Source organism: Pseudomonas sp. ICBG1301, from assembly GCF_016918385.1.
Taxonomy (GTDB): domain Bacteria; phylum Pseudomonadota; class Gammaproteobacteria; order Pseudomonadales; family Pseudomonadaceae; genus Aquipseudomonas; species Aquipseudomonas palleroniana.
The window spans coordinates 419,439-440,624 of sequence record NZ_JAEKGB010000003.1; the positions used below are offsets into that span (position 1 = coordinate 419,439).

Below are 21,186 nucleotides of genomic sequence, written 5' to 3' on the forward strand. Positions count from 1 at the left end.
GTAAATGGCAGTGAGTCCCCGTTTTGATCAACCCATGCCCTCGTATTATTTTTATCATCCCCTACTTCGGCTGCTGGCCGTTCTGGATGCCGTTTTTCCTGGAAAGCTGCCGTCACAATCCGGATATCGACTGGCTGTTGTTCAGTGATTGTCCAATGCCGGCCAACGTCCCGACCAATGTGCGCATCGAGCACATCACGTTTGCCGATTACTGCACCCTGGTATCACAGCGCCTGAATATCCCGTTTGCCCCTCAGGCTGCTTACAAACTGTGCGACATCAAGCCAGCGCTTGGGTATATCCACGCCGACCGGCTTGAAGGGTATGATTTCTGGGCCTTTGGCGATCTGGACCTGATCTACGGCAACCTGCGCAACTATTTCACCGCAGAGCGTCTTGGCGGCTACAACTTGTTCTCCACCCATGAGCGCCGCGTGGCGGGCCACTTGTGCCTGATGCGCAACACCGCCAGCAAGCGTGAAGTGTTCATGCAGATGAAGAATTGGCAGCAACGTTTCACTGATCAGGAACACCATGCACTGGACGAGGGCGCCTTCAGCAGGATCTTCCTGTGGCGCAAGAACTTTCCTAAGCCATTGTTCGAGCTGGTCGGTAAGCTCAACCCGTGGCGCCGGCAGAGTGAGTTCGTCGAGGCATTCAGCACGCCCGGCGGCGTAATCAAATGGCACGACGGCACGGACCGCTTCCCGCACCAGTGGTATTGGAACAAGGGACACCTGACCAATGACCGGGACGGCGAGCGGGAATTTCCCTATTTTCATTTTGTCTGTTGGAAGCGTAATCAGTGGCCATTGGTGGAAACACCGTGTCCTGATCAGATCCAGGCGCTGGCGGCTGCACCGTCCTGGATTATTGATGCTACGGGTTTCCATCGAGGAGCGTTATGAGCCGGCGGTTCAAAGTCTTGCAGTTGCAGCCTGACTACAATGTCAAATCCCATGATTTCGCTGACTTGGCCGAGCAGATCGTCAAGGCACTGCCGACGGATCGCTATGAGGTCACCGCAGCTTTCCTGCGCGGTCGACCGGGGCCGGGCGAGCCGGTAAGCCGTGCGCACGCATCGGTGTATTTCGAGTTTTCCGACAAGGCCCTCAAAGGTATGCGCCTGCTTGCCATGTGGCGCCTGTATCAGTTCTGCCGCAAGGAACGCTTCGACGTAGTGGTGTGCAACCGCTTCAAGCCCGTCAACATGCTGCTGCAGCTCAACCGCTGGTTGAAGATCCCCCTGTGTATCGGGATCTCCCACGGGTTTGGCGAGTACGACCGCTTATACCGCCGCAAACAGGCCCAGCGACTGATTGACGGCCATTGGCGGTTTGTCGGCGTGTCACCGGCGGTCAAGCAGTACCTGCTGGACTGTCAGTGCGGATTCACCGACAGCAACACCTACGCGATTACCAATGCCATCGATATCGAACAGACCGATGCATTGCAGTATTCCCGGGAGCAGGCGCGTGAGCTGCTGGGGCTCGACCCTTCGGTGCGCTTGGTCGGAGCGTTGGGCCGGCTGGTGCCGGTCAAGGGGCATACTTATTTACTGCAGGCTTTTGCGCAGCTCAAGGAGCGCTATCCCTCGGCGCAGATGGCTATCATCGGCGCCGGACGGGAGGAGGCCAACCTGTCGGCTGAAATCGAGCGCCTGGGCTTGAGCGGGCGTGTCCACTTGCTCGGTTTTCGCGAGAACGCTTTGCGTTATGTACGCGCTTTTGACATCTGGGCGATGCCGTCCCTGGCCGAGGGCTTGGGCCTGGCGCTGCTGGAAGGCATGAGTGGGCGCCTGCCGATCATCGCGTCGAGCGTGCCGGCCATGCTGCCATTGATCGAGGGGGCGGGTGGCCTGGCGGTCGAACCGGCCAACGTTGCGGCGCTGGCGCAGGCGCTGGACAGCTACTTGGCTCTGCCCGATGACGCCTTGGCGCGCAAGGGTGAACAGGCTTATCAGTACCTCCAGGCCAATCATGACATCGAGGTGTTCCGTCGCGAATATCTCGAGCTCATCGAGTCGGGACTGGCTCAAGCACGCAGAGAGAATGTATGAACCAGAATCAACCGTTGGTCACTGTGATCATCGCGTCGTACAACCACGCTCCCTATATAGAAGAGAGCATCCTGAGCGTGCTGAACCAGACGTATGCCAACATCGAGCTGCTGGTGATCGATGACGGCTCCACCGATGACAGCGTCGAGCGCATTCGCGGCTTGCTGGAACATCACGCCTTTGATTTTCGCGTACAGCAGAACCAGGGGCTGACCAACACTCTCAATGACGCCATCGCACGCGCCAGGGGCTCGTTGATTGTGCCGTTCGGTTCCGATGACATTATGTTGCCCGAGCGTATTGCGACCCAGGTTGCCTATATGGACGGCAAGCCTGAGGTGGGGATTTGCGCAGGTAATATCGAACTGATTGACTCCGAGGGGGCGCTGTATCCGGAAAGCCGCCAGCGCCGCGATGTACCCTTTCGGCGCCTCGATTTCGATGACATGTTCCTGGAGCGCAAGCCTTATCCGCCAGCACCGACGCTGATGATTCGGCGCGAGGCGCTGGAGGCGGTCGGGGGGTTCGACCCGCAGATTCGTCTGGAAGACTTGTTCATCGAATTGAAGATCACTCACGCGGGTTACTTCATCGACGGTTTGAACGTGGTGATGGCGCGCTATCGCAAGCACGCTACCAACTCCTACAAAAACCACCGCTTCATGATCGACAGCATCCTGCGCACCTACGCCCTGTTCAGCGATCACCCGCTGTACGACGAGGTGCGTTACAAATTCCTCAGTTCCATGTTCCTCAAGACGTCCAATCGCAACCGCGAGCTGGCCCGGGAGTTGTTGGCGCAGATTCCGTTTCGCGCCTGGAACAAGAAGACCTGGCGAGGACTGGCCCGCCTGTATTTTTCCCCGCTGGAAAAAGACTGACCCCCCTACGGGCCCTGTCACCTGCTGGCGGGGCTTGTATCCTGTTCTGTCGGACGCAGCGTCTGTGCCTTTTCGCGGATCTTCAGCGTGGCTTGTGCCGACGCGACGGCGGCATAGCCTTGCATCAGTTGTTCAAAATGGCTCTCGAACAACCAGTTGCGGTCTTGCGAATAGCGCTGCATGTGCTTGAGGTTGCGTTGACGCAGGGCGTTGCGCAGTGCCGACGGATACAGGCGCATATCCGCCACGTCAATCAGCCCGAACTCGCCGTCTTCCATGAACAGTACATTGCCCAGGTGCAGAGAGCGGAAGTACACGCCTCGTTCGTGAAGCAGGGCTATGTACCGACCTAGACGCTCCACAAGAGCGCCGCGCAGGCTGCTGTCCAGGCTTTGCAGGGTCTGGCGCACGGTCAGCCCCGGCAGCGGCTGGTAACGCACGGCGGTGCTGCCGTCGCGCAGGCTGTAGAGGTCGAGGATGGTCGGCGCGACGATGCCGAGTGCACGAAGCTGCGCAGCGTTGCTGGCAAAGCGTTCCGAATAAGGGTTGAACCAGCCGGAGGTATACCAGCGGCGGGCTCTGAAGAGTTTGAGGAAGCTGCCGTCCTCCAGGCGCAGGACCTTCGGGCCCAGGCCGTCGGCCTCGATTACGTGGGCGTTGCAGCATAGCTGGTCAAATGCCTGCGGTGTGAGGGTTTTGACCGGTGTGTCCAGCAGGCTGCGACGACGCTGGGCGATGCTCAGCCCGGCCAGCAGTGCCAGCGGAATCCACAACAGGAACCAGTGCTCCTTGGGCCGCGAAAGGATGCCGCCACCTTCGGTGAGGCCCGCGCCGATGCCGTACGCCAACAGCGTCGATGCCAGGATAAACAACGGCTGGGCACGTTGTTTAAGTCCCTTATACAGCCCCCATCCGAGCATGAATGCCCACGGGATGAAGCCGATGATGCCGACATAGTAGAGAACGCCCAAGGCAAAACTGTGAGGTTCGTACAGTTGATAGCCATCCGAGAGGGTGAGGTACAGCTCGGAGTTATAGCTGTGGCCGATCCATGGATGCTCGGCAATGCGTTGCAGCGCAAGGCTCCATATCTCAAAGCGGAACGAACTGCCGCGTTCAGTAATGGCTTCTGGATATAGGATCAGTAACCCGACCAGAGCTATTACCAAGCTGGTAATCAGCAGCGCGGCGCGGCGGTTACGGCTGAGGAAGCTCAGCCACAGGACGGCGAGAGCCATGGCTACCAAAGGTGTCCGTGAGCCGGTAGCCAGCAAGGCTGCTGCCATGATCATCATGGCCGGCACGCTGAGCCACAGCACCTGGAAGCGCTTGGTGGTCATGCAGATATACAGCCAGTAAACGCAGAAGAAACCGAACAAATGCGAGCTGAGCAGCGGGTTATCGAGGGCACCACGTCCCCCGATCATACGCATGCCCGGTTGGAACCCTTTGACGAACGCCACGAGATTACATAGGCACACCACCAGGGCGATCACCGCAGCGCCGAAGAAAATCGGTTTGAACAGTTCGGCGCGGTAATGCAGCAGCAGCGCGCAGCCGCCAAACAGGAGGAAGGTGTTCAATGGGCGCTTGAGCAGGTCGCTGTCGAGGGTAGGTTCAACGCTCCACAGCAGGCTGGTCATAGCCCAACCTGCGAAGGCCAGGAACGCGATTGCCAAGGGTTCACGCAGCAGTTCCCTGAGCTCTCGGGGGCGCTGCAAAAACATCAACAAGGTCGGTACGGTAAACAGGACGTAGACGATTCGGTGCAATACATTGCGGTTGGACACGAAGAACAGCGAACTCAGGAGCAGCAACAAACCAATGGGCAAAATCCAAAGGACCAGGAAGTCGAAAACGCGATTTGAGCCGTAAGTAAGGCGCTTGGAGTGCATACAGTAAAGCCATTCCAGAGAGAGAAAACCGACCATCTTAAGATAGTGGCTATATAATGTCTTCGGTCGGATCCAGCCGGGCCGAGGGGCAAGCCGGGTGCAAGTACAACAGAGAAGCTGTGCTAAAGTCAGCCTCCTTTTTCAAAACGCCGCGTGATATGACCGACTCCAGTCCGAGCGCAAGCCCTTCGAGCTTGAAAATATACTTCCGCCTGCTCAGCTACGTTAAGCCTTACATGGGCTTGTTCGCGTTGAGTATCGTCGGATTTCTGATTTTCGCGTCAACCCAGCCGATGCTGGGTTACATCCTCAAGTACTTTGTCGATGGCCTGTCCAACCCGCAAGCCGTGTTGTTCCCCACCGTGCCGTTCCTGCGGGACCTGCAACTGCTGCAGGCCGTGCCGCTGCTGATCATCTTGATCGCCGCCTGGCAGGGCCTGGGGTCTTTCCTGGGCAACTACCTGCTGGCCAAGGTCTCCCTGGGCCTGGTCCACGATTTGCGGGTGCAGTTGTTCAACAACCTGCTGACGCTGCCTAACCGGTACTTCGACAACCACAACTCGGGACACCTGATTTCCCGCATCACCTTCAACGTGACCATGGTCACAGGTGCGGCAACCGATGCGATCAAGGTGGTCATCCGTGAAGGCATGACGGTGATCTTCCTGTTCGCCTCCCTGCTGTTCATGAACTGGCGCCTGACGCTGGTCATGATCGCCATCCTGCCGTTGATTGCGGTGATGGTCAGCACGGCCAGCAAGAAATTTCGCAAGCAGAGCAAAAAGATCCAGGTGGCGATGGGGGACGTGACCCACGTGGCTTCGGAAACCATCCAGGGCTATCGCGTGGTGCGCAGCTTCGGCGGTGAAGTCTACGAGGAGAAGCGTTTCCTCAAGGCCAGCCAGAGCAATACTGACAAGCAACTGCGCATGACCCGTACGGGCGCGATCTACACGCCGGCGTTGCAACTGGTGATCTACACCGCCATGGCGGTATTGATGTTCCTGGTTCTGTATCTTCGTGGCGATGCGTCCGCCGGTGACATGGTCGCCTACATCACGTTGGCCGGTTTGTTGCCCAAGCCGATCCGCCAACTGTCGGAAGTCAGCTCGACCATCCAGAAAGGTGTCGCCGGTGCTGAAAGCATTTTCGAGCAGTTGGACGAGGCGGTTGAAGTCGACCACGGCACTATCGAGCGCGACAAGGTCAGCGGGCGCCTGGAAGTACGCCAGTTGAACTTCACTTACCCCGGCACTGAGCGTCATGTGCTCAAGGACATCAGTTTCATCGCCGAGCCGGGGCAGATGATTGCGCTGGTTGGGCGTTCAGGCAGCGGCAAGTCGACCCTGGCCAGCCTCATCCCGCGTTTTTACCACCACGAGAGTGGGGAGATTCTGCTCGATGGCGTCGAAATCGAAGACTACAAGCTGCTCAACCTGCGCAAGCATATCGCCCAGGTAACCCAGCATGTCACCCTGTTCAGTGACACCGTGACCAACAACATCGCCTACGGCGACCTGGCCGGAGCACCACGGGAGGCGGTTGAAGCCGCGGCGGCGGATGCCAATGCCAAGGACTTCATCGACCAGTTGCCCAAGGGCTTCGATACCCAGGTCGGTGAAAACGGCGTGTTGTTGTCCGGTGGCCAGCGCCAGCGCCTGGCGATTGCCCGTGCACTGCTCAAGAATGCACCGCTGCTGATTCTCGACGAGGCCACCTCGGCGCTCGACACCGAGTCCGAGCGCCACATTCAGGCGGCGTTGGACAACGTCATGCAAGGTCGCACGACCCTGGTGATCGCGCACCGCCTGTCGACTATCGAGAAGGCTGACCTGATCTTGGTGATGGACGATGGCCGTATCGTGGAGCGCGGTACCCACGGCGAGTTGCTCGCGCAAAATGGCTACTATGCTCGCCTGCACTCCATGGGCCTGGATACGCCGGTATCGGCCGATATCACCTGATTCGACAGGTACACAGGGCAATGTGGGAGGGGGCTTGCCCCCGATAGCGAAGTGTCAGCTTGCAGAAATGCCGGCTGATATTTCCCTATCGGCGGGCACGCCCCCTCCAGCATTCGCCCCGTAGTGGATTCGGCGTCGCGCTAGTCACAAGCCATCGCAAACCCTGTGCTAATATCGCGCCCCTGTTCATTTTGTATGTGGGTTGCACCATGAAGTTGTCCATGCCGCGATTCGATCAAGCCCCTGTCTTGGTGGTCGGCGATGTCATGCTCGACCGTTACTGGCATGGTGGTACCTCACGGATTTCCCCTGAGGCACCGGTACCGGTAGTCAAGGTCGAGCAAATCGAAGACCGTCCAGGTGGTGCTGCCAACGTTGCCCTCAATATTGCCGCGCTCGGCGCTCCAGCCTCCCTGGTGGGGGTGACCGGCGACGACGAAGCCGCCGACAGCCTGGCCAACAGCCTGCGCGGGGCCGGCGTGCGCGCGGTGTTCCAGCGTATCGCCCATCAGCCGACCATCGTCAAGCTGCGGGTCATGAGCCGGCACCAACAGTTGCTGCGTATCGATTTCGAAGAACCCTTCGCTACCGACGCCTTGGCTCTCGGCAGCCAGGTTGACGAGTTGCTCGAAGGCATCAAGGTACTGGTGTTGTCCGACTACGGGAAAGGTGCCTTGAGGAACCATCAGGTGCTGATTCAGGCCGCCAAGGCCAAGGGCATTCCGGTGCTGGCCGATCCCAAGGGCAAGGACTTCTCGATTTATCGGGGCGCCAGCCTGATCACGCCGAACCTCAGTGAGTTCGAAGCCATCGTCGGTGGTTGCGCCGATGAGCATGAATTGGTGAGCAAGGGTGCGGCGCTGATGGCCGACCTCGACCTGGGCGCCTTGCTGGTGACCCGTGGCGAGCACGGCATGACCCTGTTGCGCCCAGGCCACCCGGCGATGCACCTGCCGGCGCGTGCCCGTGAAGTGTTCGATGTCACTGGTGCCGGTGACACCGTCATTTCTACCTTGGCCGCGTCTATCGCGGCAGGTGAAGAATTGCCTCACGCCGTGGCCCTGGCCAATTTGGCGGCAGGCATTGTGGTTGGCAAACTGGGTACGGCGGCCATCAGCGCTCCTGAGCTGCGCCGGGCGATCCAGCGTTCCGAAGGTTCCGAGCGTGGCGTACTGAGTATCGAGCAGTTGCTGCTGGCGATTGACGATGCGCGTGCCCACAACGAAAGCATTGTGTTCACCAATGGCTGCTTCGACATCCTGCATGCCGGCCATGTGACTTACCTGGAGCAGGCGCGTGCCCAAGGCGATCGCCTGATCGTTGCGGTCAATGACGATGCTTCGGTCAGTCGCTTGAAAGGTCCGGGCCGTCCGATCAACAGCGTTGACCGTCGCATGGCGGTGCTGGCGGGGTTGGGCGCGGTGGATTGGGTGATCAGCTTCCCCGAAGGCACCCCGGAAAACTTGCTGGCCCAGGTCAAGCCGGACGTGCTGGTCAAGGGCGGTGACTACTCCGTCGACCAGGTGGTCGGTGCCGACATCGTCAGCGCCTACGGCGGCAAGGTCAAAGTGCTGGGCTTGGTTGAGAACAGCTCGACCACCGCGATTGTCGAGAAGATCCGCAACAATGAGTAACTCTGATAAGTGGGTCCTGATTACCGGCGGTGCGGGCTTCATTGGCTCGCACCTGGTGGACGCGTTGCTTGCCAAAGGCTATGGCGTGCGGGTGCTGGATAACCTGTCCACCGGCAAACGCAGCAACTTGCCGATGGATAACCCGCGTTTGGAGCTGATTGAAGGTAATGTCGCCGATGCGGACCTGGTGGCGAAGGCCGCCGTCGGCGCGGCTGCCGTGGTGCACTTGGCTGCAGTGGCCTCGGTGCAGGCCTCGGTGGATGACCCGGTCAGCACGCACCAGAGCAATTTTGTGGGTACCTTGAATGTCTGTGAGGCCATGCGCAAGGCTGGCGTCAGGCGTGTGGTGTATGCCTCCAGCGCCGCGGTCTATGGCAACAATGGCGAGGGGGCTTCGATTGCCGAAGAAACCACCAAGGCGCCATTGACGCCTTACGCGTCCGATAAATTGGCCAGTGAGCATTACTTCGATTTCTACCGCCGCCAGCATGGCCTGGAGCCGGTGATCTTCCGTTTCTTCAATATCTTCGGGCCGCGCCAGGATCCGTCATCGCCGTATTCCGGTGTGATCAGTATCTTCAGCGAGCGCGCGCAGCAAGGCGTGCCGATCGCCGTGTTTGGCGATGGCGAGCAAACCCGTGACTTCATGTACGTGGAAGATCTGGTGGACGTGCTGGTACAGGCCATTGAAGCGCCCGCTGCACCGCTGGGTGCAATCAATGTCGGTTGGAACCGCACCACTACGCTCAAGGACGTACTGCAAGCCTTGCAAGACATCGTCGGCAAGTTGCCGGCTGTGACTTACGGGCCTGCACGCTCTGGGGATATCCGACATTCGCGGGCGAATAACCAACGGCTGCTGGCGAGTTTTACGCTGCCCGAGCCCACGCCGTTGAAGGTGGGCCTGGAGCGTTTGCTCAGAGGCTGACGGTAAAGAGGCCAGCCTTTATCGGCTGGCTTTTTTCTTTGGCACGATTTTGCGCAGCATCCGCTGTGCCAGATGCTTCAATCTCGACTCTTTCTCCGGCTCTGCCAGGCCTTGCTGCCTGAGCCAGTCTTTCCAGCGAATCCGCTCATCACGCACCAACCAGCCTTCCTGTTGGGCGAAGCTTTCCGCCAGGTACAAACCCCGTGTGCTCGCCGGGTACAGTTGGTCTTTCTTGACGGTGTAAAGCTCGGCCAGTGGCTGGCCGTCTTTCAGAGGCATCAGGTACAGGTCGGGGCGCTGGCGGTCCAGGCGGGCGACCAACTGGTCACCTTCCAGGCGCTCATCGACATGGAACAGGCTCAGGGACTTGGCTTCCTTCGGTACTTCCAGCCTCAAGTCATAAATCAGCTGCAGCGATGCGGTGGGCAGGTGCACATAAGCCCGTGGGCGCTCGATCAATTGAGTGGTTGCGCAACGCACCGGTCGCGCCGCGCCAGACAGTGGGCTGAGGCGAAAGGGCAAGGCTTCACGGTAGTGCAGGGCTGCGGAGTAGGGCGCCGGTAGCCAGGTGTCGTTGAAGCGCCCGCCGAGCCAGCCTTCGGGGGTTTCGAGCAGGCACTCTTCGGCAATTTCCTGGATGGCGGTGTGCAGCGGCAGGTTCAATTCATGGGCCGGGACGTAGCCGGAGATCAGCTTGAGCACCACATCGCCACGGTCCTGGCGGCGTTGGCGCACGAGCACCCAGTAGTCCTTGTTTTGCCAATGCAGCGTCAGTCGCACCGACACGCCAAGGTTGGCCAGTTCCAGGGCAAAGCGCTCGGCGTTCGGTACGTCTACCGGTTTGCGCCGTTGCAGGGTCTGGGCGAAGTTGAGCGGCATGCCGACGCTCTGGTAGCTCAGGCCCTCGGGGGTGGCTTCGACGTGTAGCGGCAGTGTTTTGAAGTTGCTGGGGTTTTTTCTTATGAGCGTTCGCGGCATGTCGGCTCCTTCTTGCGACGGGGTCGGCCGCGTCGGCGGCATCAGAGTTGACGAATGACCTGGGCAGCGGTCGCCACGTTATGGGCCAGGTGCAGCGGGTTGATGGTCCCGACAATAGCACTGGCGACGCCCGTTTGCGCAAACAACAACATGAAACTGGCATGAATTGGATCCATTCCGGGCTCAAGGCAAACGTGGCCGCTGGCCAAGGCTTTTTTCACCAGGATGCCTTTGCCATGGGTCGCGGCGTAATCAATCACGGCCTTCTCGGCCTGCTCGTTCAGATTGTAGGTGACCATCGCGCAATCGCCTTGTTCCAGAGCCTTCATACCGCCTTCAACGGTTTTGCCGGAGAAGCCGAAGCCGCGAATCTTGCCCTCTTTTTTCAGTGCCGCCAGGGTTTGGTAAACCTCACAATCGTTGAGGATGTGCAGATCATTGCCGTCGGAGTGCACCAGCACCAGATCGATAAAATCCGTTTCAAGTCTTTTCAAGCTGCGCTCGATCGACAGGCGGGTGTGGGCCTCACTGAAGTCATGACGGGATACGCCGTCGGCAAACTCTTCGCCAACCTTGCTGACAATCACCCAATCCTTGCGCTGGCCACGTAGCAGCGGCCCCAGGCGTTCTTCGCTGCGACCGTAGGCGGGGGCGGTGTCGATCAGGTTGATGCCCAGCTGTCGGGCCTGGCGCAACAACATTCGCGCTTCGTCATCGTCGGGGATCTGAAAGCCGCTGGGGTATTTCACGCCCTGGTCGCGGCCCAGTTTGACGGTGCCCAGGCCCAGTGGCGAGACGATCAGGCCCGTGCTGCCCAGGGGGCGATGCAGGTCGTGCAAGGTAGGCAGGCTCATGGCAACAGTTGCTCCCAGGCAGGCACGCCGATCGCGGGTTTCGGCAGGTCGGGCAGAGGCTCGCCGGCGCCGGGTCGGATACCGTCGCGTTCCAGGCTGTCGAGCACGCGATCGGCGAAGTCCGGCGCCAGGGCCAGCTTGGTCGGCCAGCCCACCAGTAGGCGGCCCTGTTCGGCGAGGAATGCATTGTCGGGGCGGCTCAGACCCGATTGCAGCGGCTCGGCGCGGTCGACCCGCAAGGTGGCCCACTGGGTCTGGCTCATGTCGATCCACGGCAGCAGTTGCGCCAGTTCTTTTTGTGCCGTGGCGATCTGTTCTTCAGGGGTACGTGCCACACCGTCGGCTTCGGCGATATCTCCGCCGATGTACCACACCCAATTGCCATCCGCTGCCGGGTGGGTGGTAACGGTGAGGCGCGGCTTGGTGCCGCCACCCAGGCAATGGGCATACAGCGGCTTCAGGCCTGGGCCCTTGGCGATGATCATATGCAGGGGGCGTTTCTGCATGGCCGGTTGGCTGAGGCCCAGGGCGCCGAGCAAGTCAGCCGTGCCGGCGCCGGCACTCAACACGATGCGTTGCGCGCGGATCTCGCGGCCATCGACCTTCAAGCCCACCAAGTGGTCGTCTTCGCGCAGCGGTTCGATCTGCTTTGCGGCGAGCAGGCTATCACCGCCCAGTTGCGCCAGGCGTTGAATCACACTCGGCACGTCCACCACGAGTTCGGCCAAGCGATAGACCTTGCCCTTGAAGCGGCGATCCTGCAGGGCGGGGGGCAATTCGTCGCCTTTGACCTGGTCCACACGCCCGCGCACGGCCTTGCTGGCAAAGAAGCTGGTGAGGTTGCCGGCGAGCGTGCCGGGGGACCATAGATAGTGGGCTTCGGACAGCAAGCGTACGCCGGACAAATCCAGCTCGCCCGTTCCTGCCAGGGCTTCACGCCAGCGGCGCGGCATGTCGGCAATGGCTTCGGACGCGCCGGTGAGCGCGCCGTGCAGGGCATATTTCGCCCCACCGTGAATGATTCCCTGCGACTTCACGCTTTGCCCGCCGCCCAGGGTGGCGCTTTCCACCAGTACCGTGGAAAACCCCTGGCGGCGCAGGCGCGCATTCAGCCAGAGGCCGGCAACCCCGGCGCCGACAATCAGTACGTCGGTGGAAATAACGGATGGCATCGGCGACCTCAGTGTTCAAGACAAGGGACGCAGTATACAGCCTGTTGAGTAGCGGTCAGTGCCCGGCGGTTTTCGAGAACAACTGAATCACTACCACGCCCAGTACGATCAGGCCCATCCCCAGCATCGCCGGGACATCCAGCTTCTGCCCGTAGATGAACAATGCCGCGACACTGACCATCACGATCCCCAGCCCTGCCCATACCGCATAGGCCACGCCCACCGGTACGCTGCGCACCACCAGGGTGAGCATCCAGAACGCTACGCCATAACCCACAATCATCAGCATCAGCGGGATGGGTGTGCTCAGGCCCTTGACCGCTTTCATGGAAACGGTCGCGATCACTTCCGAGCAAATGGCAATGGCCAGGTAGAGGTAGGCGACATTCATGGGGTAATCCTCGGTGTGTTGCGTGCTAGATAAGGTCGGCATTCTAGCGACTGCCAAGATGCGGTAAAGTCATTACCTATCCGAATTAAAGATGGGTTAGGCCATGAGCGTGCAGTGGAACCTTGAGCAGATGCGCCTGTTTGTCAGTGTCGCCGAGCAGCGTTCGTTTTCCGCGGTGGCCCGTGACCAGCGCAAGGCTCAATCGGCGGTGAGCAATGGGATTGCCTTGCTTGAGGCGGACCTGGGGCTGAGCCTGTTTGATCGTAGCAGTGGCCGCCAGCCACGCCTGACCGAGGCGGGCAGTGTGTTGCTGGAGGAGGCGCGTGAGGTGTTGCGCCAGTGTGAGCGGCTCAATGGTCGGGCGCTGTCCTTGACCCGGGGTGAAGAAGCCTGTCTGCGCCTGGCCCAGGACGAAGCCATGTTGTTCCAGCCGGTACTCGACAGCCTTGAAGCGCTGGCCGCGCAATACCCGTTGCTGGAAGTGCAATTGTCCAGCGCTGCCCAAGGCGACGTAGCGCGTAAGTTGGTGGAGCGCAAAGCCGACCTGGGCCTGCTGTTCTATCACGACCAAATCCCCGAGGCGCTTGAGCGGCGGGTGGTGGGCAGTGTGGAAATGGTCACGGTGTGCGGCGTGAACCACCCGCTCGCCAAGGAGCGATATGTGGATTGCCAGCGCCTGGCACAGTTTCGCCAACTGTTGATGTCGACCCAGACCAGTGTGTACCCCGGCAGTGAGGCTGCCAGCCCTCTGGTGTGGCGCGCCGACAGTTTCTATGTGCTGGCCGAATGGTTGATGAGTGGCTTGGGCTGGGCCTGGCTGCCGCGGCATATCGTGCAGTACCCCACCTATCAGCAACAAATGGTCGAGTTGGACAGCGAATGGACGCCACCGGCCCTGGTGGTGGAACTGGTCTGGCGTCGGGATGAACACCTCGGGCCTGCCGCACGCTTCCTGGCTGAACGATTTGCCGAGTGCTTGCAGGCGATCGACTGAAAAAGCCGATAAACTCCGCCGCCATGAATAGAACTCTCTACAGCTGTCTGTTTTACCTGGCGCTGCCGTTGGTGGCTTTACGTCTGTGGCTGCGCGCGCGCAAGGCGCCGGCGTATGCCAAGCGCGTGGGCGAGCGGTTTTCCTATGGCCTGCCGATGATGCGGCCGGGCGGGATCTGGGTGCATGCGGTGTCGGTCGGCGAAAGCATCGCTGCCGCGCCGATGATACGCGGGCTGATGGCGCGCCACCCGACGCTGCCGATCACCGTCACCTGCATGACGCCCACCGGTTCCGAGCGTATCCAGGCGTTGTTCGCCAATGAGCCGCGCATTCAGCATTGTTACCTGCCCTATGACGTGCCGTGCGCCGCCAAGCGTTTTCTGGATCAGGTGCAGCCGAAACTCGCGGTGATCATGGAGACGGAGCTGTGGCCCAATCACATCCATGCCTGCTACCAGCGTGGCATTCCGGTGGCACTGGCCAATGCGCGACTGTCGGCGCGCTCGGCCAAGGGTTATGGGCGTTTCGCCAAACTGACCGCGCCGATGCTGGCTGAGATGAGCCTGTTCGCCGTGCAGACGCGTACCGAGGCTGAGCGTTTCCTGAGCCTGGGTGCGCGCCCGGAAACCGTTGAAGTCACGGGTTCGATCAAGTTCGACCTGACTGTCGACCCCGAGCTGCCGCTGCGCGCCGCCGCCCTGCGGGAGCAATGGGGCGCGCGCGAGCGCCCGGTGTGGATCGCCGCCAGTACCCATGAAGGCGAAGATGAAGTGGTGCTGGCGGCCCACCGCCAGTTGCTCGAGAGCTATCCCAATGCGTTGCTGATTCTGGTGCCGCGCCATCAGGAGCGTTTCGGTCCGATGTTTGAGTTGTGCCGGCAACGAGGATTCGCCACGGTGCGTCGCTCCAGCGGTGACTCCGTGACCGCGCAGACCTCCGTGTTGCTGGGCGACACCATGGGCGAGTTGCTGTTTCTGTATGCCCTGGCCGACAGTGCTTTCGTCGGCGGCAGCCTGGTGCCGACCGGCGGCCACAACCCGTTGGAGCCGGCGGCGCTGGCCCTGCCTGTGATCATGGGGCCGCACCGGTTCAACTTCCTCGAAATCAGCGCGATGATGCATGAGGCGGGGGCGTTGCGCGAAGTCGACGATGCCCAAGGTCTGGCCGAAGCTGTGCGCCAGCTGTTCGAGCTGCCACAGGATGCGCGCAAGATGGCGCAGGCTGGGCTCAAGGTGATGCAGGCCAACCAGGGCGCGCTCAAGCGCTTGCTGGATGGCCTGGACAGGCTATTGGATCAGCACTGATTCGATTGTAGGCGCTGTGCTTAATTACCCGGGCGGGCCTTGAGCTGTTCGGCGGCGGCCTTGGCCAGGTCCGGCGGCAGGAAGTCCTTGTCCGGGTTGTAGTCAGCCTTGAGGTAGCGCGCCAGGTCCTGCAAGTCCCCCGGGTTCAAGGTGCCCGCCGCCTGCTTCAAGCGCAGGTTGTCGAGGATGTAGTCGTAGCGGCTGTTGTTGTAGTTGCGCACTGACGCATAGAGCTGGCGCTGTGAATCGAGCACGTCGACGATGTTGCGCGTACCCACCTGGTAGCCGATCTCCGTGGCTTCCACCGCGCTCTGGTTGGAAATGATCGACTGGCGGCGTGCCTGTACCTGTTCCACGTCGGTGTTCACTGCGCGGTGCAGGTTGCGCGTATTTTCCACCACCTGGCGCCGCAGGCCTTCGCGTTGCTGCTCGGTCTGGCCCAGGCGCGAGTAGGATTCACGCACTTGGGAACTGGTCAGCCCGCCGCTGTAGATCGGAATGTTCAGGCGCAGGCCAATGGTGCGTTGTTCCACATCGCCGCGATAGGGCGTGCCAAAGGCATTCGGGTTGCTGAACCCGAGGGCGTCGTTGTCGCCTTTCTCATATTGCGCCACCGCATCGAGTGTCGGGGCATGCCCGGCCTTGCGTTGCTTGAGGGTTTCCTCGGCGGCGGTGACGGCGTAGTTGCTGGCGAGCAGGTTCAGGTTCTGGCGGCCGGCGGTTTCAACCCAGGCCTTGGCGTCGTTCGGCAGCGGTGGCAACACCGGCAGTGTGTGGACGATGCCCTGGATCGAGTTGTATTGACGATTGGTCAGGGTGATCAACGCTTCAAAGGCGTCTTCCACCTGACGCTGGGCAAGGATCCGGTTGGCGCGCGCGGTGTCGTAGCTGGCCTGGGATTGCAGTACGTCGGTCTTGTCCGACAGGCCCACGTCGAAGCGCTCGCTGGACTGGTCCAGTTGGCGCTTGAAGGCGTTTTCTTCGGCCTTGGTCGAGGCCAGGTTGTCCTGGGCGCGCAGCACGGCAAAGTAGCTTTCGGCGCTTTGCAGGATCAGGTTCTGCTCGGTGGCCGACAGTTGCAGCGCGGCCTGCTCGTTGGTGGCCTCGGCAGCCTGTAGCTGGAACCAGCGATCGGCGCGGAACAGCGGCTGGCTCAAGGTCGCGCGCCAGGAGTGAGCGTCGCGGTTGGCGGTGGCGGCCGGCGTGTCGATCTGGGTGCGCACGGTGTTGATATCGGCACCGCCCGACAGGTTGGGCAACAAGCCGGCGCGGGCCTGGGGCACCACTTCCTTTTGTGCGCCATATTGGGCGCGTGCGGCTGCCAGGTCGGCGTTGTTGTCCACCGCTTCCTGGTAAACGCTGACCAGGTCGGTTTTGGTCGTCAGGGGCGCTTCAGCTGCCCAGACCATTCCGTTGGTTGCACAAGACACGGCAAGCGCCAGTGAAAGTTTGCGCAGCATGAGGCGATCCCTAGATTGAATATTACGGTGATAATTTGGCGCCCAAGGCTAAGGCTGGCCGTTCCTGGCGTCAAGCATTGTGGCGGCAACCGAGTGTAGTGGCGCTGACCCGGCGCAACAATCCCGCAATCATGCCATTCATCACGCTGAATGCAGCGCTATTGGCAATTTGCCCATGCCATGGTCTAGACTGCCTGCGTTCTTGTCGGGGTGCCTTGTTGGAAGGCTGAGATCGGTAAATACCGGATCCCGTTGAACCTGATCAGGTTAGCGCCTGCGTAGGGAACAAGATTTCTCGTCACCCGGCGAGTCCTCTTGTGCTTCGTCCGGGATGAATGTTCGACAATCGAACACTCCGTGCGCCAAGCACAGCACTGTTTTCAGTGCGTCCATCCGTCTCAGGTTCGCTCCGACAAAAATCCACCGCCTGGATAGTTGGAGAGCCCGTGATGAGCACAGAAATAAAAAGTACAAAACTGAAAAATACCGTGCACCTGAGTGAATCGGCCAAGGTCGACACCGGCTCCGTGCAACCCTTTACCCGCTCGCAAAAAATCTACGTGCAGGGCACTCGCCCGGATATCCGCGTGCCGATGCGCGAAATCAGCCTGGACGTCACCCCCACCGACTTCGGCGGCGAAATCAACGCGCCGGTCACCGTTTACGACACGTCCGGCCCCTACACCGACCCGAATGTGATCATCGACGTGCGCAAAGGCCTGGGCGATGTGCGTTCGCCATGGATCGAATCGCGCGGCGACACCGAGCGCCTGCCCGGCCTGAGCTCGCACTTCGGCCAGCAGCGCCTCAACGACGCCGAACTGACTGCGCTGCGTTTCGCCCATGTAAAGAACCCACGCCGCGCCAAGGCCGGTGCCAACGTCACGCAGATGCACTACGCCCGCAAAGGCATCATCACCGCCGAGATGGAATACGTCGCCATCCGCGAAAACATGAAGCTCGAAGAGGCCCGCGCCAGTGGCCTGCTCGACCAGCAACACGCCGGCCACAGCTTCGGCGCCAGCGTGCCGAAAATCATCACCCCGGAATTTGTGCGCGAGGAAATCGCACGCGGCCGCGCGATCATCCCGGCGAACATCAACCACACCGAGCTGGAACCGATGATCATCGGCCGTAACTTCCTGGTGAAGATCAACGGCAACATCGGCAACAGCGCCCTGGGTTCGTCCATTGAAGAAGAAGTGGCGAAACTGACATGGGGCATTCGCTGGGGTTCGGACACGGTGATGGACCTGTCCACCGGCAAGCACATCCATGAAACCCGCGAGTGGATCATCCGCAACTCGCCGGTGCCGATCGGCACCGTGCCGATCTACCAGGCACTGGAAAAAGTGGGTGGCGTCGCCGAAGACCTGACCTGGGAATTGTTCCGTGACACCCTGATCGAACAGGCCGAGCAGGGCGTCGACTACTTCACCATCCACGCCGGCGTCCTGCTGCGCTACGTGCCGCTGACCGCCAAACGCGTCACTGGCATCGTGTCCCGTGGCGGTTCGATCATGGCCAAGTGGTGCCTGGCGCACCACAAAGAGAACTTCACCTACACGCATTTCGACGAAATCTGCGAAATCATGAAGGCCTATGACGTCAGTTTCTCCCTCGGCGACGGCCTGCGCCCGGGCTCGATTGCCGACGCCAACGACGCCGCGCAATTCGGTGAGCTGGAAACCCTCGGTGAACTGACCAAGACGGCCTGGAAGCACGACGTGCAAACCATGATCGAAGGCCCCGGCCACGTGCCGATGCAGTTGATCAAGGAGAACATGGACAAGCAGTTGGAGTGCTGCGACGAGGCGCCGTTCTATACCCTCGGCCCGCTGACCACCGACATTGCACCGGGCTACGACCACATCACCTCCGGTATCGGTGCCGCGATGATCGGCTGGTTCGGTTGCGCCATGCTCTGCTACGTCACGCCCAAGGAACACCTGGGTTTGCCGAACAAGGATGATGTGAAGACCGGGATCATTACCTACAAGATCGCAGCCCACGCCGCCGACTTGGCCAAAGGGCATCCGGGCGCGCAGATCCGCGATAACGCCTTGAGTAAGGCGCGCTTCGAGTTCCGTTGGGAAGACCAGTTCAACCTGGGCCTGGATCCGGACACCGCGCGTTCCTATCACGACGAAACCCTGCCGAAAGACTCGGCCAAAGTCGCGCATTTCTGTTCGATGTGCGGGCCGAAATTCTGCTCGATGAAGATCACCCAGGAAGTGCGTGACTACGCGGCCAACCAGCGGATCGATGCGGTGGATGTGGACGTGGCCAAGGGCTTGGCCGAGCAGGCGCAGCGGTTCAAGCAGGAAGGCAGCCAGCTCTACAAAAAAGTCTGATCGCAGATGCTGGGCGCCTGTACGGGCGTCATCGGGGGCAAGCCCCCTCCCACACGTTTGAATGTGTTCGCAGTTCAAACAGTGGGAGGGGCTTGCCCCCGATAGCACTCCAACAAACAACCAATGCCCCTCAGAGATACCCACCTTGAGCATTCAACCGAGTACCTACTCTCCTGAGATAGCAGTGCCAAGTGACAAGCGCGTATTCGGCGCCCGCGATCTGTTTTCCCTGTGGTTCTCCCTCGGCATCGGCCTGATGGTCCTGCAGACCGGTGCCTTGCTCGCGCCGGGGCTGGGCTTGTCCGGCTCTTTGCTGGCGATCTTCCTCGGCACCCTGGCAGGGGTGCTGTTGCTGGCCGCCGTCGGCGTAATCGGCAGCGATACCGGCCTGTCCGCCATGGCGGCCCTCAAACTCAGCCTCGGCACCCGGGGCGCGAGCCTGCCGGCGTTGCTGAACCTGCTGCAGTTGGTCGGCTGGGGCTCGTTCGAAATTATCGTCATGCGCGACGCCGCCAGCTTGTTGGGCACGCGGGCGTTCAGCGAAGGCAGCCTGTTGGCGAGCCCTCTGTTGTGGACGTTGGTGTTCGGTGGTTTGGCGACCCTGCTGGCGGTCAGCGGTCCGTTGACTTTTGTACGCCAGATCCTGCGCAAATGGGGCATCTGGCTGCTGCTCGCCGCTTGCCTGTGGCTGACCTGGAACCTGTTCGCCAAGGCCGACCTCGCTGCGCTGTGGTCCCAGGCCGGTGACGGTACGATGCCGTTCGCGGTGGGTTTTGATATCGCGATCGCCATGCCGCTGTCGTGGCTGCCGCTGATTGCCGACTACTCGCGTTTCGGCAAACGCGCAAAAAGCGTGTTCGGCGGTACCGCGCTGGGCTTCTTTATCGGTAATTTCTGGCTGATGAGCCTGGGTGTGGCCTACACCCTGGCGTTTGCGCCCAGCGGCGAAGTGAATGCGCTATTGCTCGCGCTGGCCGGTGCGGGCCTGGGGATTCCGCTGTTGCTGATCCTGCTGGATGAAACGGAAAACGCCTTTGCCGATATTCACTCGGCGGCGGTGTCCAGCGGGATGCTACTGCGCTGGAAGGTCGAGCACCTGGCCTTGGTCATCGGGGTGGTCTGCACCTTGATCGCCTGCCTTGCGCCGCTGGCGCAATACCAGAACTTCCTGCTGCTGATCGGCTCAGTGTTTGCGCCGTTGTTCGGCGTGGTGCTGGTGGACCACTTCATCCTGCGCCGCCGTGGCCGCGGCGCCGTCACTCATCTGCACTGGCCGGCGCTGGTGGCCTGGATGGGCGGCATCGCTGCCTATCACCTGCTGGCCAACCTGTATCCGAATATCGGCGCGACCCTGCCGGCGCTGGTGCTGGCAGGGCTGCTGCAGTTCATCCTGGGCCGGGCCTTCAGTGGCGTGCAGGCATCAGCTCAGGCTTGAGTACGCCGGTGAGACGTGCGTAGGGGATGGTCATTTCGATCAGCCCCAATGCGTACGGGCCGATGGTGGCCACGTTGTACTTGAGCACCACGCCGTTGCTGGTCAAGGCCACGTTCGGGGTCTTCTGGAATGGCCAGTTCTTCACGAACTCCGGGTCACGGTCCATCTGCGAGTTGATCAGCCAACTGTTGTGAGCGACTTTCGCAGTGTTCCAGAACGCCTGTTCCTGGCCTGGCAGCAACATGTCGGCGAGGCTCAGCTCCTTGTGCAGCAGGCGCGAATAGTTGATGAAACCACGGCCCGGCTCACCGTGGGCTGCGCCGGTATCCAGGTAGCTGGACACTTCGATGATCACCAGTCCGTCATGCTGCTCGCGTACCTTGGCTTGCAGATACATGCTGTTGCGGTCGGCGGACTCGCGCAGGAACTTGTCCCGGTAAGCGTTCAAGGTCGGCGGCACGCTTGCCCCCGGCGTGGTCCGGGTCATCTGCAGCAGGCGCTGTTCCACCAGGGTGTCGAGTTGCGGCTCGGTGGGGAAATGCACGGTATCGATGTTGACCAGCGGGCAATCCGGGCTGTTGCAGCCGGGCTTGATCTGTTCTGAGGCGTCCGGCTGGGTGTCCAGCGGTTTGAGATAGCTGGGTTGGAACAGACTCTGGCAGGCACCCAGAGTCAAGGCAATGCAAGCCACGGAGGCGATTTTTAAAAGCGACATGTGCGTCCTTCGTAAATCGATGGAAAGCGAAAAGAGTAGCGCTTGGACTGCCCACAAGGCAGTCAGTTCGCCACTAGACTGATGAGAGTGAGTTTGACGCCCGCCGTCTATCCCGGCAACTGGAAAGGGGCTGCATCCGGGGGCGTGAGCGCGTTAGGATGGCGCCAA

General features: G+C 60.9%; 17 protein-coding genes and 1 riboswitch. Of the genes, 10 read left to right on the top strand and 7 right to left on the bottom strand.

Going from position 1 to position 21,186, the window contains the following annotated elements; all coding sequences use genetic code 11:
* The first annotated feature begins 23 nt into the window (after positions 1–23).
* The 3 genes from JBE38_RS09085 to JBE38_RS09095 are packed head-to-tail and all read left to right on the top strand — an operon-like array spanning position 24 to position 2,940.
* The gene (locus tag JBE38_RS09085; protein WP_205344165.1) at positions 24–908 is read left to right on the top strand and encodes a DUF6625 family protein; all 885 of its coding nucleotides are present in this window, start codon (positions 24–26) and stop codon (positions 906–908) included.
* Entirely contained in the window at positions 905–2,059 is a 1,155-nt protein-coding gene (locus tag JBE38_RS09090; protein ID WP_090367187.1) for a glycosyltransferase, read from the top strand. Before JBE38_RS09085 ends, JBE38_RS09090 begins: the two co-directional genes overlap by 4 nt.
* Positions 2,056–2,940, top strand: coding sequence for a glycosyltransferase (locus JBE38_RS09095; RefSeq protein ID WP_090367185.1), 885 nt, complete (start codon positions 2,056–2,058; stop codon positions 2,938–2,940). The genes JBE38_RS09090 and JBE38_RS09095 overlap by 4 nt, the downstream gene beginning before the upstream one ends.
* A gap of 17 nt (positions 2,941–2,957) precedes the next feature.
* On the opposite strand, the gene JBE38_RS09100 is transcribed toward JBE38_RS09095, so the two are convergent.
* Complete coding sequence (locus tag JBE38_RS09100) at positions 2,958–4,835, bottom strand: bifunctional O-antigen ligase/aminoglycoside phosphotransferase family protein (protein ID WP_090367182.1); 1,878 nt, start codon at positions 4,833–4,835, stop codon at positions 2,958–2,960.
* A gap of 158 nt (positions 4,836–4,993) precedes the next feature.
* Here JBE38_RS09100 and msbA point away from each other — a divergent pair, with 158 nt between their 5' ends.
* The 3 genes from msbA (at position 4,994) to JBE38_RS09115 (ending at position 9,361) form a co-directional block, all read left to right on the top strand.
* A complete protein-coding gene (gene msbA, locus JBE38_RS09105) occupies positions 4,994–6,799 on the top strand; it encodes a lipid A export permease/ATP-binding protein MsbA (protein ID WP_198760880.1) in 1,806 nt (601 codons plus the stop codon).
* 209 nt (positions 6,800–7,008) lie between these two features.
* Positions 7,009–8,433 carry a bifunctional D-glycero-beta-D-manno-heptose-7-phosphate kinase/D-glycero-beta-D-manno-heptose 1-phosphate adenylyltransferase HldE gene (gene hldE, locus JBE38_RS09110; protein WP_205344166.1) on the top strand — a complete coding sequence of 475 codons (1,425 nt, stop codon included), beginning with the start codon at positions 7,009–7,011 and terminating at the stop codon, positions 8,431–8,433.
* Entirely contained in the window at positions 8,426–9,361 is a 936-nt protein-coding gene (locus JBE38_RS09115) for an NAD-dependent epimerase/dehydratase family protein (protein ID WP_205344167.1), read from the top strand. Before hldE ends, JBE38_RS09115 begins: the two co-directional genes overlap by 8 nt.
* 18 nt (positions 9,362–9,379) lie before the next feature.
* Here the strand turns inward: JBE38_RS09115 and JBE38_RS09120 are convergent, their stop codons facing one another.
* Genes JBE38_RS09120 through JBE38_RS09135 form a run of 4 tightly spaced genes read right to left on the bottom strand, consistent with a single transcriptional unit; the run spans position 9,380 to position 12,756 of the window.
* Entirely contained in the window at positions 9,380–10,339 is a 960-nt protein-coding gene (locus JBE38_RS09120; protein WP_090367178.1) for a metal ABC transporter ATPase, read from the bottom strand.
* A 41-nt stretch (positions 10,340–10,380) separates the two neighbouring features.
* Complete coding sequence (locus JBE38_RS09125) at positions 10,381–11,193, bottom strand: aldo/keto reductase (RefSeq protein WP_104995349.1); 813 nt, start codon at positions 11,191–11,193, stop codon at positions 10,381–10,383.
* Complete coding sequence (locus JBE38_RS09130; protein ID WP_104995350.1) at positions 11,190–12,365, bottom strand: NAD(P)/FAD-dependent oxidoreductase; 1,176 nt, start codon at positions 12,363–12,365, stop codon at positions 11,190–11,192. Before JBE38_RS09130 ends, JBE38_RS09125 begins: the two co-directional genes overlap by 4 nt.
* Positions 12,366–12,420: 55 nt before the next feature.
* Entirely contained in the window at positions 12,421–12,756 is a 336-nt protein-coding gene (locus tag JBE38_RS09135; RefSeq protein ID WP_060755135.1) for a DMT family transporter, read from the bottom strand.
* A gap of 103 nt (positions 12,757–12,859) precedes the next feature.
* On the opposite strand from JBE38_RS09135, the gene JBE38_RS09140 reads away from it, so the two are divergent.
* Entirely contained in the window at positions 12,860–13,750 is an 891-nt protein-coding gene (locus JBE38_RS09140; RefSeq protein ID WP_060755134.1) for a LysR family transcriptional regulator, read from the top strand.
* Positions 13,751–13,773: 23 nt separating this feature from the next.
* On the top strand, positions 13,774–15,054 hold the full coding sequence (gene waaA, locus JBE38_RS09145; protein ID WP_104995351.1) for a lipid IV(A) 3-deoxy-D-manno-octulosonic acid transferase: 1,281 nt from the start codon (positions 13,774–13,776) through the stop codon (positions 15,052–15,054).
* Positions 15,055–15,074: 20 nt separating this feature from the next.
* Here the strand turns inward: waaA and JBE38_RS09150 are convergent, their stop codons facing one another.
* A complete protein-coding gene (locus JBE38_RS09150; RefSeq protein ID WP_060755132.1) occupies positions 15,075–16,514 on the bottom strand; it encodes a TolC family outer membrane protein in 1,440 nt (479 codons plus the stop codon).
* A 196-nt stretch (positions 16,515–16,710) separates the two neighbouring features.
* Positions 16,711–16,816: riboswitch (TPP riboswitch) on the top strand.
* Between the two features lie 147 nt (positions 16,817–16,963).
* On the opposite strand from JBE38_RS09150, the gene thiC reads away from it, so the two are divergent.
* Both thiC and cytX read left to right on the top strand, forming a co-directional pair.
* Entirely contained in the window at positions 16,964–18,868 is a 1,905-nt protein-coding gene (thiC, locus tag JBE38_RS09155) for a phosphomethylpyrimidine synthase ThiC (RefSeq protein ID WP_240202464.1), read from the top strand.
* Positions 18,869–19,013: 145 nt separating this feature from the next.
* Positions 19,014–20,303 (top strand): putative hydroxymethylpyrimidine transporter CytX, encoded by a 1,290-nt coding sequence (gene cytX, locus JBE38_RS09160; protein WP_205344168.1) that lies wholly within the window; start codon positions 19,014–19,016, stop codon positions 20,301–20,303.
* Here the strand turns inward: cytX and JBE38_RS09165 are convergent.
* Entirely contained in the window at positions 20,272–21,018 is a 747-nt protein-coding gene (locus JBE38_RS09165) for an RsiV family protein (RefSeq protein ID WP_104995353.1), read from the bottom strand. The two genes, cytX and JBE38_RS09165, sit on opposite strands and share 32 nt — an antisense overlap.
* Between the last annotated feature and the right edge of the window lie 168 nt (positions 21,019–21,186).